This window comes from Alteromonas sp. G5_S2_22_S1, from assembly GCF_054968525.1.
This window is the reverse complement of the sequence record NZ_JBQKUJ010000011.1, coordinates 1-14,627: the sequence shown is the minus strand read 5'-3', so window position 1 is coordinate 14,627 and position 14,627 is coordinate 1. Positions and strand designations below refer to the sequence as shown.

General features: G+C 45.3%; 16 protein-coding genes and 1 other annotated feature. Of the genes, 12 read left to right on the top strand and 4 right to left on the bottom strand.

Annotated elements, in window-relative coordinates; translation table 11 throughout:
- Window positions 1-32 precede the first annotated feature (32 nt).
- The 3 genes from ACTRWF_RS12555 to ACTRWF_RS12545 all read left to right on the top strand — a co-directional run bounded on the left by ACTRWF_RS12555 (window position 33) and on the right by ACTRWF_RS12545 (window position 1,647).
- On the top strand, window positions 33-515 hold the full coding sequence (locus ACTRWF_RS12555) for a DUF2244 domain-containing protein (RefSeq protein WP_462835644.1): 483 nt from the start codon (window positions 33-35) through the stop codon (window positions 513-515).
- Between the two features lie 148 nt (window positions 516-663).
- Window positions 664-909 carry a DUF6482 family protein gene (locus tag ACTRWF_RS12550; protein WP_157316303.1) on the top strand — a complete coding sequence of 82 codons (246 nt, stop codon included), beginning with the start codon at window positions 664-666 and terminating at the stop codon, window positions 907-909.
- Window positions 910-1,074: 165 nt separating this feature from the next.
- Window positions 1,075-1,647 carry a lipid-binding SYLF domain-containing protein gene (locus ACTRWF_RS12545; protein ID WP_012518910.1) on the top strand — a complete coding sequence of 191 codons (573 nt, stop codon included), beginning with the start codon at window positions 1,075-1,077 and terminating at the stop codon, window positions 1,645-1,647.
- Here the strand turns inward: ACTRWF_RS12545 and ACTRWF_RS12540 are convergent.
- The gene (locus ACTRWF_RS12540; RefSeq protein ID WP_462835643.1) at window positions 1,644-3,389 is read right to left on the bottom strand and encodes a TonB-dependent receptor domain-containing protein; all 1,746 of its coding nucleotides are present in this window, start codon (window positions 3,387-3,389) and stop codon (window positions 1,644-1,646) included. The two genes, ACTRWF_RS12545 and ACTRWF_RS12540, sit on opposite strands and share 4 nt — an antisense overlap.
- 170 nt (window positions 3,390-3,559) lie before the next feature.
- Window positions 3,560-3,805 carry a hypothetical protein gene (locus tag ACTRWF_RS12535; protein ID WP_012518912.1) on the bottom strand — a complete coding sequence of 82 codons (246 nt, stop codon included), beginning with the start codon at window positions 3,803-3,805 and terminating at the stop codon, window positions 3,560-3,562.
- 232 nt (window positions 3,806-4,037) lie between these two features.
- Window positions 4,038-4,155 (top strand) — a sequence feature (His leader region).
- Window positions 4,156-4,206: 51 nt separating this feature from the next.
- Here ACTRWF_RS12535 and hisG point away from each other — a divergent pair.
- The 9 genes from hisG (at window position 4,207) to ACTRWF_RS12490 (ending at window position 12,436) form a co-directional block, all read left to right on the top strand.
- Complete coding sequence (gene hisG, locus ACTRWF_RS12530; protein ID WP_012518913.1) at window positions 4,207-5,109, top strand: ATP phosphoribosyltransferase; 903 nt, start codon at window positions 4,207-4,209, stop codon at window positions 5,107-5,109.
- 13 nt (window positions 5,110-5,122) lie between these two features.
- Window positions 5,123-6,427: a histidinol dehydrogenase gene (gene hisD, locus ACTRWF_RS12525; RefSeq protein ID WP_020743894.1), complete on the top strand. Its 1,305-nt coding sequence runs from the start codon at window positions 5,123-5,125 to the stop codon at window positions 6,425-6,427.
- The gene (hisC, locus tag ACTRWF_RS12520; RefSeq protein ID WP_020743895.1) at window positions 6,427-7,506 is read left to right on the top strand and encodes a histidinol-phosphate transaminase; all 1,080 of its coding nucleotides are present in this window, start codon (window positions 6,427-6,429) and stop codon (window positions 7,504-7,506) included. Before hisD ends, hisC begins: the two co-directional genes overlap by 1 nt.
- A complete protein-coding gene (gene hisB / locus ACTRWF_RS12515) occupies window positions 7,503-8,573 on the top strand; it encodes a bifunctional histidinol-phosphatase/imidazoleglycerol-phosphate dehydratase HisB (RefSeq protein WP_015067584.1) in 1,071 nt (356 codons plus the stop codon). Before hisC ends, hisB begins: the two co-directional genes overlap by 4 nt.
- Window positions 8,573-9,202 carry an imidazole glycerol phosphate synthase subunit HisH gene (hisH, locus tag ACTRWF_RS12510; RefSeq protein WP_020743896.1) on the top strand — a complete coding sequence of 210 codons (630 nt, stop codon included), beginning with the start codon at window positions 8,573-8,575 and terminating at the stop codon, window positions 9,200-9,202. The genes hisB and hisH overlap by 1 nt, the downstream gene beginning before the upstream one ends.
- The gene (gene hisA, locus ACTRWF_RS12505) at window positions 9,202-9,939 is read left to right on the top strand and encodes a 1-(5-phosphoribosyl)-5-[(5-phosphoribosylamino)methylideneamino]imidazole-4-carboxamide isomerase (protein WP_012518918.1); all 738 of its coding nucleotides are present in this window, start codon (window positions 9,202-9,204) and stop codon (window positions 9,937-9,939) included. The genes hisH and hisA overlap by 1 nt, the downstream gene beginning before the upstream one ends.
- Entirely contained in the window at window positions 9,921-10,733 is an 813-nt protein-coding gene (hisF, locus tag ACTRWF_RS12500) for an imidazole glycerol phosphate synthase subunit HisF (RefSeq protein ID WP_015067586.1), read from the top strand. Before hisA ends, hisF begins: the two co-directional genes overlap by 19 nt.
- Complete coding sequence (hisIE, locus tag ACTRWF_RS12495; protein WP_015067587.1) at window positions 10,730-11,347, top strand: bifunctional phosphoribosyl-AMP cyclohydrolase/phosphoribosyl-ATP diphosphatase HisIE; 618 nt, start codon at window positions 10,730-10,732, stop codon at window positions 11,345-11,347. The genes hisF and hisIE overlap by 4 nt, the downstream gene beginning before the upstream one ends.
- Before the next feature lie 261 nt (window positions 11,348-11,608).
- The gene (locus ACTRWF_RS12490) at window positions 11,609-12,436 is read left to right on the top strand and encodes a lectin-like domain-containing protein (protein ID WP_014950035.1); all 828 of its coding nucleotides are present in this window, start codon (window positions 11,609-11,611) and stop codon (window positions 12,434-12,436) included.
- 218 nt (window positions 12,437-12,654) lie between these two features.
- Here ACTRWF_RS12490 and ACTRWF_RS12485 read toward each other — a convergent pair whose 3' ends face one another.
- Together ACTRWF_RS12485 and ACTRWF_RS12480 are read right to left on the bottom strand one after the other, a co-directional pair.
- Window positions 12,655-13,515, bottom strand: a complete 861-nt coding sequence (locus tag ACTRWF_RS12485) for an alpha/beta hydrolase (protein ID WP_020743898.1) — start codon at window positions 13,513-13,515, stop codon at window positions 12,655-12,657.
- 91 nt (window positions 13,516-13,606) lie between these two features.
- Entirely contained in the window at window positions 13,607-14,452 is an 846-nt protein-coding gene (locus ACTRWF_RS12480; protein WP_015067589.1) for a formate/nitrite transporter family protein, read from the bottom strand.
- Window positions 14,453-14,627: the final 175 nt, after the last annotated feature.

Genomic DNA, 14,627 nt, shown 5'->3' with positions numbered 1-14,627 from the left:
ACTCGCTTAACCTACACAACATTTCGAAAAACATGGTTGAAGTATCTACATTTGAGCAACAGGTGCAACTGCATCTTTCGCCGAATCGCTCAGCAACATGGCAACAAACCAAATACCTTATAGCTGTATTTGCACTCTTTATCAGCACTATCGCTATTGCATGGGCAATTGTTGGTGCTTGGGTCATACTGCCCTTTGCAGGTGCAGAGGTCGGTCTTCTGGCTTTCATCATGTACATGGTGTCGAAAGCCACCTACCAATGGCAAACTCTATTAATATCCCAACAAAGTATCACCGTGTACTGCTCAAACGGAGTGCAGTTGTGCTTTTCTCGTTACGATACCTCGCTATATTTTTTTGAAGACCTTAGCAAGAAGCGTTTGCCGCGCTTAGTGCTACAAAGTCATCTTCAGCAGTTTGAAGTGGGCGCATTTTTAAATTCAAGTGACAAGCAGCAGGTGCACGAACGTTTAAAACAAGCGGGCGTGTTGATATGTACAAACAAGTGGTGGTAAACACCGGCTCATTTATTCTCACCTTATGTGTAATTTATTAATTTACGCGCCCATGTATGACACAAAATTAATGATCAATACACCGGATTTCGACTAGTTAATTATAGAGCGCTCGCAACGTTAGCAGCGACACTAAGAGGGCAACCCCATGAATTTATACATCGAGTCATTAGAAGGTGGTAATTATCTTGCTTCAACGGGAATGGGCGCTACGCGAACATTAGTCCGAGATAAAAAATCTCAACCCAAAACCTTTCACTGCCTCAACGAAATTAGAGAGCATTTTCATACGAAGTCCTTTGAACACGTGTGGCTACGTCAAAGCACGCCCTATGAAGAGATGGTTGGACAGACCGATCATCCGGGAGCATTAGAGCTTGAAATTGAGTGGTAACTTTATTTCGTTGTCCGCGGGTAATAATTTAAATACACGACTTAGCATACTTTTTGCGTAATAAGCATGTAATTTAAAAAAACATCGGGGTTTTATTGAATTTTAAACGGTGAAAGCGGTCTTTCATCATAGAATAGGAAACACCGGCATGCTTAGGAGAATTGCATGAAAATAAGTAAGTTAGCTATTAAATCAGTATTTTTAGCCGCGGTATTAGCGCTAACCGCATGCGCGTCAATGGGAGATGGTACTGTTGCTGAAAAGCAACAAGCTATTCTCGATATGCAGGAGAATGCCTTAGCTCGCCTTTACACTGAAAAACCTGATACTCGCTCTCAAATAAGAGATGCGGCGGGTTACGCCGTGTTTACCAATGCTAATATTAACGTCTTTTTCGTGGCGGCAGGCACGGGGTACGGCGTAGTAAATAACAATGTAACTGGCGAAAAAACCTATATGAACATGGCTGAAGGTGGTGTTGGACTTGGTTTAGGCGCAAAAGACTACCGTGTTGTCATGGTGTTCCATACGCAAAAAGCAATGAAGTATTTCATTGAAAATGGCTGGACCGTAGGCGGTAATGCAGACGTTGCCGCAAAAGCGGGGAATAAAGGGGCCTCTGCTGAAGGTGAAGGGTATTTAGGAAACGTAACGGTTTATACCATGACTGAAAGCGGCCTAACGCTTCAGGCTACGGTAAAGGGTACCAAGTTTTGGGTTGATAAGACGCTAAATTAGGCTGCAGTGAACGCGCCCGCAACATTTGCGCTTATGATTTTCGCAATGGGCCTGGTCAGCGCAAGTAACTTTATATTCCTTGTGAGTTTCGTGTTATAGCCAATATCGAATACACCTACACCCGGAGAAAGTATAGAGCGTGATGATACAGACGTAAGGGCAGTTTCTTCGCCCCTCACTGTCCAACGCGACCAAATTTCTCCCGTTTCAGAAAGTCGGTAAGTGGTATTAAGGGTAAATAAATGTTTAGGTTGCTGAACTAACGGCAGGCCCTCGTTAGCCCCCGTTTTTTGCTCTGAGCGAGTGTAACTGTAGGCGCCGTTAAACGACCAGTTTCCTATATTGTATCTGGCAGCAAGCTCTGCACCGTAAGACTCAGCCTCATCTATGTTAATGTTGTAGCGGTCGGTGTCATCTAAGCAAACGTCCAATTCGCATGTAGCTATCGCAATCTTATCGTCAAAGTCGTTGTGAAACGCGGTGATACTATATTCAAAACCATCGTCACCTGAGAAGTAGAGTGCAATTTCTTTGTTCACCGTGGTTTCCGGTGATAAAGCTGGGTTGCCGTAAATGTTCCCGCCCCGGCTTTCTTGTACCCATCCTTCAGCCATTTCACGCAACTCAGGCGTGCGATAGCCCGTTGATACTCCGCCTTTTAACACCCAATTATCGTTAATATTGTAAACCGCATAAGCACGGGGACTTACCTGAGAGCTAAATTGCTCGTTATCATCAAGTCGAAGCCCGAGAGTAAACGCAAGTTTATCCGTAAGTCGCCATTCATCTTCGCCGTACACCGACCACTGGCTGTTTTCAATATTTGTTGCATCGCCACTGTTTGTATCGAAGTCATCGAGCGACTCTTCTAAAAACTCAGCGCCAAGGGTAACCATATGGCTTTCATTGAGTATTAAAGACCATTGGGTGTTCGCAACAAGGTTATCGATAGTGATATTCCGCCCTACATTCTCAACCGATTCTTGCTGCACATAACTTCGAGAGGTCAAGTCTTTATACTTACCTTCGTGGGTCAACGCATAGGAATGACGCTCGCTCTCTGTTTCTGACAACGAGTTGCGCTCTGGTAGCGATTTACCCGGTGTTGAGGTACGCGTCTGGTCTTGAAGAATATATTCAAAAGTCAGGGTGTCTGTGGTGTTTGGGGTTAAGTGAAACGCGGTTCGCATATTGCGCAATTCTTTTTCTGCATAACCGCGCTCAATATCATCTTCTTCACGCTTTTGGTACAAACCACTGGCAGTAATGCTCAATAGGTTTTCAATTAACGGGCCCGAAAACGCAAGTTGAATTTGGCTATCGGCGCCACTATCGGAGTTTTCTTGAATTTTGGTTTCAGCGCGTAAATTACCACTCCATTTCCTGTAGTTTTTACGCGTAATAATATTAATTACGCCGCCCATGGCATCTGAACCATAAAGGGTAGACATAGGGCCACGCACAATTTCAATTCGCTCAATACTATCAAGAGGCGGTAACCAGTCTTGTTCATATCCCCCACTACCATTTGGCTGTGACTCTCGCCCGGTCTGCTTTTTGCCGTCTACCAAAATAGTGGTGTACTGAGCGGGTAGACCGCGAACACTTATGTCTTGTCGGTAGCCACCGCCTGTCACCGTAACGCCCGGTACATCGCGAAGCGCGTCGGTAATATCTTTGTACGCGTGCTGCGCTAGTTGTTTTCTATCAATCACACTCACCGACGCAGGTGCTTGAGACAAGAGTTGCTCGAAGCCCGAAGCAGTGACGGTGATATTTTCAATCTTATCTTGACCCGTAGCTTGCGCTAATGCCTAACTCGCCTTGAGCATCCAACATAATGCTGTATATAAATAGGCAGCGATAAAAAGTCCGCCCGCACCCTTAAGGCCCGTGGTAAGGAAGGAGCAAACTAAACATCTACATCGATGTGTTTAAGAAACCCCTTATCGTTGTCTTGGTCTTTGTTTTTTTCTTTCGTGTTGTTATTCGTGCTTTCTACAATCTCAGTTCGCTTTATATCTGGCAACTGATCATGGTCGTCTTCAGACACATGCTCTGTTTTTTTTGTCTTTTGCACTTTTTTCACGCGCTCATCGACTTCCACCGGTACTTTCGTATTGCGAGGTAAAATAGGAAACAGTAAGTCATTACTCATGCACCCTCCTAAAGATAGTAGTTTGCTCTATTAATTTTATCGGCCTTTTTGTGCCGGTCTTTACAGATCAAAACTAGTTCATAACGAATAGTTTTATTATATATATATTAATTTAGAGTTAATGTACCAAAAGAGTTCATTTTTGCCTTGCAAATCCATGTCCAAACCGCTAATGTTTCAGCCGTTCGAAATTAGGATTTAAATTTTTCAAAATGATTAACTGCGCGGCGAAACACCACCATCACCACAAAGCATAACCTTTCAGGTTCGTGCTGGAAGGTCTATGTATCCTTCCAGTGGCGCAGATAGCAAAATTCTCGACCCTCGGAAGGAAACTTCCGGGGGTTTTTCGTTTTAGGCGCAACCAGAAAGTTAAAACACAACGTGTAAGGAACGTTTCAATGAGTAACAGCAACAGACTTCGAATTGCCGTACAGAAATCAGGCCGCTTAAGCGATGACAGCATCGCGCTATTAAAAGCTATCGGCATCAAACTGAACATTCGTGATCGCCTGCTGATTGCGCATTCGACGAACCAGCCTATCGACTTACTGCGCGTACGTGATGATGACATTCCCGGCCTTGTTATGGACGGCGTGGTAGACTTAGGTTTCATTGGCGAAAATGAGCTTGAAGAAAAAATGCTAGAGCGTAAAGCGGCAGGCAAGCCTTTTGAGTATGAAGTATTGCGCCGCCTAGACTACGGCGGCTGTCGCTTATCAATCGCCGTACCTAACGAGATGGACTACGACGGCATCCAGTCGCTAGAAGGTAAAAAAGTAGCAACTACCTACCCATACCTGCTTGAGCGCTACTTTAAAGAACAGGGCATTAATGCGAAAGCTGTGATGCTGCAAGGTTCTGTAGAAGTCGCCCCCCGCGCTGGCGTGGCTGACGCTATCTGTGATCTTGTATCTACAGGCGCTACCCTTGAAGCGAATGGCCTTGTAGAAAAAGACGTTATTTTCCGCAGTAAAGCAGTGTTAATAAAGCGTGCGGATGGCGAGCTAAGCGATGAAAAAGAAACGCTGGTCAACCGCCTTATGCCGCGTGTTGACGGTGTACTTTTAGCAAAAGAAAGCAAGTACATTATGCTTCACGCCCCTAAAGCTTACTTAGAGCAAGTGAAGAGCCTTCTTCCGGGTGCTGAAAACCCGACGGTGCTTCCTCTTGCTGGTAATGAAGAGCAAGTTGCTATCCACGTTGTTTCTACAGAAACCTTATTCTGGGAAACCATGGAAAAGCTTAAAGCCCTAGGTTGTAGCTCTATTCTTGTAATGCCAATCGAAAAAATGATGGGCTAAAAGGCAGGCAATTATGATTACTTGGTCATCTCTTTCAGTAGATGAGAAAAAACAGGCGTTAGCACGCCCGGCTATGGCCAATAGCCAACAGTTAAAGCAAACGGTGGGCGAGATCATCGCCCGCGTAGAGGCAGAAGGCGATACAGCAGTACTCGACTACACCCGTAGGTTCGACTGCCCTGACTTAACTAACCTTGTACTTTCACAAGAGAGCATCGATATTCTGGCAGCGAAAGTCACGCCAGAGGTTGCAAGTGCTATCGATACCGCGTTTGATAACATTAAGACCTTTCACGAAGCGCAAAAGCCCAGTGATATAGCGCTTACCACAACGCCGGGTGTGAAGTGCGAGCTACGCTTTACCGCGCTTGATGCGGTAGGCCTTTATATTCCAGGAGGCAGCGCACCGCTTCCATCAACGGTACTAATGTTAGGCGTACCTGCATTGGTTGCGGGTTGCGAAAACAAACTGCTGTGTACGCCCCCAAATAAAGCGCAGCTAATTGCTCCTGAAATTGCTTATGCAGCAAGAAAGTGCGGTATCGACAAGATATACTTATGCGGTGGTGCGCAGGCAGTAGCCGCTATGGCACTAGGCACTGATACTATCCCGCAGGTAGATAAAATTTTTGGCCCCGGCAACAGCTTTGTGACCGAAGCCAAGCAACAGGTAAGCCAGCGGGCTGATGGCGCGGCCATTGATATGCCAGCAGGCCCATCAGAGGTGTTGGTACTTGCAGATGAATTCGCAAACCCTGAATTCGTGGCAGCAGACCTGCTTTCTCAAGCCGAACACGGCCCAGATTCCCAGGCTATTTTAGTTTCGAACAGTGCGACGCTGATTGAAGAAGCAAAAGCCGCGGTTGAGCGTCAATTAGCCACGCTATCTCGTGCTGAAATTGCTCGCCCTGCTATGGAAAATGCCCGCTATATTTTGGCTGATAGTATCGAGCAAGCCATTGAAGCTAGCAATGCATACGCGGCTGAACACTTGATTGTACAAATTGAAAATGCCCGTGACTATTTGCCGAAAATTAAATACGCAGGCTCTATTTTCTTAGGCCCATGGTCGCCGGAATCTGCCGGTGATTACGCGTCAGGTACTAACCACGTGCTGCCCACTTACGGGTACGCAAAAAATTACTCTAGCCTTGGGCTCTTAGACTTTATGCGTCGCTATACCATTCAAGAGCTAAGTGAAGACGGCATGCGCAATTTAGGCCCGGCTATTATGGCCTTAGCTGCAGCAGAAGGATTAGACGCCCACGAACAGGCTGTTGCTCTTCGTATGCAGGCACTTAAGCAAGGAGACGCCTAATGTCGGCGCTTATCGATAATTTAATAAACGACAACCTAGTACCGCTTAAGCCATATGAATCAGCGCGTCGTTTGTTTTCAGGCGGTCAAGACTGGCTTAATGCTAACGAGTCACCCTATGCGAACGAATACAGCGTGGACAGTAGCAATTTTAATCGCTACCCGTCTTGTCAGCCTGAAGCGGTTGTGAGTGGTTACGCAGATTATGCAGGCCTTGATAAGTCTCAGTTAATTGTGACACGAGGCGCTGATGAAGGTATTGAATTGCTTATCCGTACTTTCTGCACGCCCGGCAAAGATAACATTCTTATTTGCCCCCCTACCTACGGCATGTACGCCATTAGCGCAGAAACCTGCGATGTAGGTATAAAGAAAGTACCGCTTAACGATGATTTCAGCCTAAATGTGAACGCGGTTTGCGCTGAAGATGACGTAAACGTTATTTTTATTTGCGCGCCGAATAACCCAACTGGGACTCCGGTTGCCCGCGAAGACATCAAAACCGTGCTCAGTCATTTTGCTGATAAAGCCCTTGTGGTAGTAGATGAAGCTTACATTGAATTTGATGCTGAAAATACATGGGCAAATGAGATTAACAATTACCCGAATTTAGTGGTGCTTCGTACTTTGTCAAAGGCCTTTGCGCTAGCCGGCCTTCGCTGTGGTTTCACCCTTGCCCAGGCACCAATAATTCAGGCGCTACTAAAAGTCATTGCACCCTACCCGATTCCAGAGCCAGTTGCACAAATAGCAGCGAAAGCGCTATCGGCTGAATCACTGACGTTATTAGAACTTCAGGTCGCTACGCTTAACCGCGAAAAAGAAACGCTAGCCGAAGCGCTTCAAGCGCTAGACGGTATAGAGCTGGTAGGAGATAGAAAGGCGAATTTTGTTTTATTCCGCTATGAAAAAGCACCGGCTTTAATGCAGTATTTAGTAAGTCAGGGCATGCTTATTCGCGATCAGTCTAAACAGCTTAATTTACACAACTGTTTACGGGTTAGCATTGGTACTGAAGAGCAGAATCAACGCTTAATGCAGTTAATTAACGAATTTAAAAATAATGAGGACGCGGCATGAGTCAGCAAGCCATTTTATTTATCGACCGCGACGGAACACTTGTTGAAGAGCCGCCAATTGATAAGCAGTTAGACAGCTTAGAAAAACTGGTTTTTGAGCCTAACGTTATTCCCGTGTTGCTAAAGCTTAAAGCCAGCGGCTTCAGGCTGGTAATGGTGAGTAACCAAGACGGCTTAGGCACAGACAGCTTTCCGCAGGAAGACTTCGATAAGCCACACAATGCCATGATGGCTATCTTTGAGAGCCAAGGTGTAACCTTTGACGACGTGCTTATTTGCCCACACTTTGATGAAGACAACTGTACGTGTCGCAAGCCAAAGCTGGGCTTGGTGCAAGAGTACTTGCAGAAAGGTAAAGTCGACTTTACCCGTTCATTTGTAATTGGCGACAGAATTACCGACGTTCAGCTTGCTGAAAACATGGGTATTCGCAGCTTTCAATACAATCGCGAAAGTTTAAACTGGAATGATATTCAGAAAAGCCTGTTAGCATCGTCACGCATTGCAGAGGTCGTGCGCACGACCTCTGAGACCGACATTAAAGTGCGTGTTGATTTAGACTCGCAAGCCAAGTCGACCATTCAAACTGGCATGGGCTTTTTTGATCACATGCTAGATCAGATTGCTACCCACGGCGGGTTTGAACTTAACCTAACCACAAACGGCGATCTACACATTGACGACCACCACAGTGTGGAAGACACCGCCCTAGCATTAGGTGAAGCGCTTAAAAAAGCACTAGGCGACAAGCGCGGTATTGGCCGCTTTGGTTTTGCCCTGCCGATGGATGAGTGCCGTGCTGAATGTATCATGGATATTTCAAACCGCCCTCACCTTAAATTCGACGCTGAATTCAGTCGTGATCAAGTGGGTGAAATGGCTACTGAAATGGTGCCACACTTTTTCTATTCACTGGCGCAAAGTATGGGGCTATCGCTTCACCTTTCCACTAGCGAAGGGAACGCTCACCACCAAGTAGAAAGCTTGTTTAAAGTATTTGGGCGCGCGCTTCGTCAGGCGATTACTCGCCAAGGTGATGCGCTACCAAGCAGTAAAGGAGCCCTGTAATGTCAGTGGTAAACACCAGCCAGCGACAAAAAATAGTAATTGTAAATACTGGCTGCGCGAACATCTCATCGGTACGCTTTGCCCTTGAACGTTTAGGCGTTGAAGTTGATGTATCAGATGATGTGAAGGTCATTAAAAGCGCAGACAAAGTGTTCTTACCTGGCGTAGGCACTGCGGCTGCGGCTATGGCTAGCATTAAGCAAAAAGCCTTGGTTGATACACTACAGACGCTAATTCAGCCCGTGCTAGGTGTATGCTTAGGCATGCAGCTAATGGTAGAAACCAGTGCAGAAGGTGGGTTTCAGGGCGCAGGCAACATCGACTGTTTGAACCTTATGCCAGGTCATGTGGCACGCATGGAATCAAAAGGCGTGCGCTTACCTCATATGGGTTGGAACACAGTCGCTCATAAAGAAGAAAGTTTATTTAAGGGCATCCCACAAGATACCTACTTTTATTTTGTTCATAGCTTTGCTGTGCCGGAATACGAGCACACGCTAGCTAGCTGCACCTATGGCAATACGTTTTCTGCGGCGATAAATAAAAACAACTTTTACGGGGTGCAATTCCACCCAGAACGCTCTGGCGAAGCCGGAGCCCAACTACTGACTAATTTTGTGAATCTATAATGATTATTCCAGCGATAGATCTTATTGACGGACACGTAGTACGCTTATATCAAGGTGACTACGAGCAAAAAACCCAATACGAACTGGACCCTGTAGAAGTGGTTCACGACTATGCCGACCAAGGCGCAACCTGGCTACACATTGTTGACCTTACTGGCGCTAAAGACACCAGCAAACGTCAGCTAGAGTTGATTAAATCCATGGTGGATACCAAGCGCATGCAGTTTCAAGCCGGCGGCGGTATTCGCAGTGAAGAAGAAGTTGCGCAGCTGCTTGAAACCGGTGTGAGCCGCGTAGTAATTGGCTCGCTAGCGGTAAAACAGCCAGAACTTGTAAAGTCTTGGGTAGAGAAATATGGCCCTGAGCGCATTGTGCTGGCCCTTGATATCAATATTAACGAAAGCGGTGAAAAGCTTATTGCGACGCACGGCTGGCAGGAAAACTCAGGCGTAGCCCTTGAAGGCTTGCTTGAAGACTTCGCTACAGTTGGCGCAAAGCATGTGCTATGTACTGACATTAGCCGCGACGGTACGCTACAAGGCGCGAACACAGAGTTATACCAAGAGATGGCGGCGCGTTTTCCTAATGTAAGCTGGCAAGCTTCTGGTGGTATTGGCAGCATTAACGACATCGAAGCACTTAAGCCCACTAACGTTGGTGGCGTAATTTTAGGTCGCGCCTTACTTGAAGGTAAGTTTACCGTGAAGGAGGCTATCGCATGCTGGCAAAGCGCATAATTCCCTGTTTGGATGTACGCGACGGTAAAGTCGTTAAAGGCGTTCAATTTAGAAACCATGAAATTATTGGTGACATCGTGCCTCTTGCCGAGCAATACGCGAAAGCGGGGGCCGACGAGTTGGTATTTTACGATATCACTGCAAGCTCTGATGCCCGCGTGGTAGATAAAAGCTGGGTGAGCCGTATTGCACAGGTCATTGATATACCGTTTTGCGTAGCGGGCGGTATTAAGAGCATTGAAGACGCTGGGCGCATTTTGGAAATGGGCGCAGATAAAATCTCGATTAACTCCCCTGCCCTTAATAACCCCGAGCTTATTAATCAGCTTCATGATGTGTACGGTCAGCAGTGCGTAGTAATTGGTATCGATAGCTTCTACAACGAAGCGACTGATCAATACGAAGTGTACAAATTTACCGGTGATGAGGCCCGCACACAGAAAAGCCAGTGGCAAACCATCGATTGGATAAAAGAAGTGCAGTCACGGGGCGCAGGTGAAATTGTGCTTAACTGCATGAATCAAGATGGCGTGCGCAAAGGCTATGACGTAAAGCAGCTGAAAGCCGTGCGTGACGTATGTGAAGTACCGCTAATCGCCTCTGGCGGCGCTGGCGAAATCGCCCATTTTACTGATGTGTTTCAGCAAGCTGATGTAGATGGGGCGCTAGCCGCTTCAGTATTTCACAAAGGCATCATCAACATTGATGAGCTAAAAGCAGAATTAACCAGCAATGGCGTTGCCATGCGTAAGCGTCACGGTTTAACGGCGCAAGCAAAAGGAGTAAACCCGTGATCATTACTAATGAGAACAGCAATAAATTAGCGTGGGACAAAATGGATAACCTGCTACCTGCTATTGTGCAAGATGCACTATCTGGCAAGGTATTGATGCAAGGTTACATGGACCAAGACGCATTGGCGAAAACCCTTGAAACGGGCAAAGTGACATTCTTCAGCCGTTCAAAACAGCGTCTTTGGACCAAGGGTGAAACATCTGGTAACACGCTAGATTTAGTGAGCGTTGCTTGTGACTGCGATCAAGATTCACTGTTGGTACTTGCCAACCCTAACGGCCCGACATGCCACACTGGTGTTGAAAGCTGTTGGTTCGACGGCAACACACCAGCCTTTACGTTTCTTGCAGATTTAGAGCGTGTATTGGCTGCCCGTAAAGACGCTGACCCTAAAAGCAGCTATACCGCTAGCCTTTACAATAAAGGCATTAAGCGCATAGCGCAAAAAGTGGGTGAAGAAGGCGTAGAAACCGCACTTGCGGCTACAGTTCACGACAAAGAAGAGCTTAAAAACGAAGCCGCTGACTTGTTGTACCACTTAACCGTATTGCTTCAAGCCAGCGATATGTCGCTAAACGATGCACTTGATGTGTTGCGTGAGCGCCATAAATAGTAATAGCGACAGCGATCTACGCAGAAGTTAACATCAAGGCCTCTAAACGTTTTCGTATTAGAGGCCTTTAGATTCAAATATATCTCTCCCAACGCTCCTCGAAAAACTACGCATCACTCAAAAATTGTCCACTTTTTTTACAATGAGTTCGTATTCGCAGAAAAAATCTCATACTTTCAATGTGATTACCTGAAGGCATGGATAATGCTTACACTGTGATTGTTTAATTAACAATGTTCACTAACCACATAAGGATATGTAATGAAAAAAGTACTTTCATGCTTTTTGCTTTTAGGAAGCTTCTCGTCTTTTGCAACAGTCATTCAGTACAATGATTTCTCCGACACTACGGGGCTTACGCTAAACGGCAACACGCAGGTAGTAAATAACAACCTGCAGCTAACGAATAATATTGCGTGGCAAGGCGGTTCAGTTTTTACCACAAATGCAATCTCTCTCATCAACGACTCTTCATTTGCGACAAGCTTTTCTTTCAAAATAGACAATAACAGTTTAGGCGGTGATACTGACGGCTTAGGAGCAGACGGTCTTGCTTTTGTAATACAGACACAAAATGCAAACGTGGGCGGTGCTGGTGGTGGTTTAGGATATCAGGGTATAAATAATTCAGTTGCGGTTGAGTTTGATACCTTTAATAACACCAGTTGGGATAATAATAACGGCAACCACGTTGGCATAGGTATTAACGGCAACGTTAATACCTCTAATAACGTCAATGAACCATTCCGATTCAATGAAGGCGATGTTTGGAATGTTCTGATAACTTTCGACGGAATTAGCAAGCTTTTCGATGTTTCTTGGTCCATGGAAACCGATTCAACGAAAGGAGGTAGCATTTCACGAATTTTAGATGTGGCCTCTATTTTAGGTTCAACCGATGCATTCTTGGGATTCACATCCGGAACAGGCTCCTATGCAAGTACTCATGAAATACTTTCGGCCACGTTCACAAATACATCCTCAATACCAACAAACACTCCTGTAAACGCTCCAGCAACCTTTAGCTTAATGATGAGTGCTTTAGCTTTTTTAGTTTTTCGAAGAAAAAAGCAAATTTTGAGGTCTTAACTCTCAAAGTGCAGTAATGTTTCTACTTTCAACAACTCGGTAACTAGCGTACTGATTAAGGCGTTGATTTAAATTACATTCTTATATAAAAATGCCCTTCTCGTTTTCTACGCGAAGGGCATTTTTGTATCGCAGAGCTTTGCACTTTATTGAAATAAACACTGCTTAGCCTGTCTAACAATCGAACAAAAAGTGAGCCCTCGGTGAAAGAAACGCGACTAGCGCGGCGTTCCCAATATCCAATCTATTCCATGGATAGCAACGGTGGGAAATACGGTCGCATGCGACGCGCCGCCGATAACTTGCAATTGTAGTGTTATGTTTTGATCTGCCTTAGCGCTGATTTTACTTGCTAATGCTTTGCTCCCCGCAACGATATCTTGACCCTCGCCAAACTCAGGCGTTTCTAAGCTTCCCACACCGATGTAAACACGCTTGGGCGATTGAGTTTCAGCCATTTCTAAGGTTAGTAAGTAATCGTCATTAAACCACACTGAAGGGCTAACAAGCACATAGTTAGAAAAGGTTTCAGGAGATTGCATGAGCACGTAGCCGCCAAATAGCCCGCCTAATGAATGCCCAATAAAAGTCCGTCGATTGGCGTCTACTCGATATGTAGACTCAATAAATGTTAATACATCTCGTCTAATAAATGACAGATACTCAGCAGCAAGACCGGTTTCCAGTTTCCAACTATCGGCTATGGCAGGAGTGTAGTCCCTTACTCTACTCTCTACGCCTTTTGATTCTAGGGAATAAGACAACCCCACTATGACCGCTTCTTCCATTTGGCCTACGTTTACTGGCATTCGCATAGAGCCTACGATAATAGGAAAACTGTAAGGCGCATCTGTTGTGTATATTACGGGGTAATCCTTGGAAGGAGATGTGTTATAGCTTTTTGGCAACTGTACAAATAACGTATATTTACGTGCAGTTTCCGTATCTTCTATTGTCACCATTTTGCTTCTAGGTAACGAAACAGACGCTTCAGAAATGATAGGTTTAATGATTGATTCAGCAAAAGCACATGAAAATGCACTTCCGACAAGAATTATTGCTGTTAGAAAGCGAAGCACCGTAACCCCTTAGTGGTTTAAACGGCATGTTATAACGCAGCTAATTTCAATTAACCACTGTTTGCACACCAAGGGTCACCTTTTGACTTCTCTATTTCTCGATTTCCCTTACCACTTGGCCATAAGCCAGCAGCGCGAACAGCCCCGTTCCGCCCACAATATTTCCTAATAATGTTGCACCAATGATTGAAAGTGTTTCAAGAACGCTTATTTTATTTTGCAGTGCTAACAAGAAAAGTTCTGTTGAGCCGGCTATCACGTGCGTAAAATTTCCTATAGCAATTAAATAAGTAAAAATAACTATCATCAATATTTGAGAATGCTTAACCGATGGCTTCATCCATACAATAGCGGCAATGATAAACCCGGACGTAATGCCGTATGAGAAAGCGTCTGATGGTGATAGCTTGGCATAATGTTCAGAAATAGCGGTCATCCCTTCAACCAGCTCTGGTGGAACAGATTGCAGCGAAAAGCTGAAAAACGCAGCCAAAAAGGTGCCGAACATATTGGCGGTGAAAACGATGAACCACAGGCGCGCAATGCAAAAGCCCATATTGAACGAAGGTTTACTCAACAAGGGTAGAATGACCGAAAGCGTATTTTCGGTGAACAATTGAAGTCGACCAACAATCACCAGCACGAAACCAACCGTATAGCCCAGGTTTTCGATAACAAACTGATTGGGAGAATTTGCAAAGAGGTGATGCAAAATTCCTTCAGCAAGAATTGAAATCGAGATGCCAATGCCTGCCGCCACACCAGACCACCACAATGACATCATAGGACGCTGAAGTTCTTCTAACCCTTCCCTGTGGACAATGGCGTACAAAGAAACAGAATTTAAGCTCTGATTATCTCGTACATCTTTTTCTTCAGTATGACTAAGGGCAACGTCTTGCTCTTGGCGCCCAGACTCCTTTATTTTTTCCGTCACTCATGTCTCCTGCAACTCTTTGCTTAACTAGGACGTTTGCCTCAATTACATAGTATTTGGTCTACGACACAGTTATTTAACAGGCACTAACAGACCACCCTATTCGGTTACGTTGATTAAGCACGTTTTTGGTCACAATAATTTTGCCTATTTCAGATATAGCACTCATTTTAAT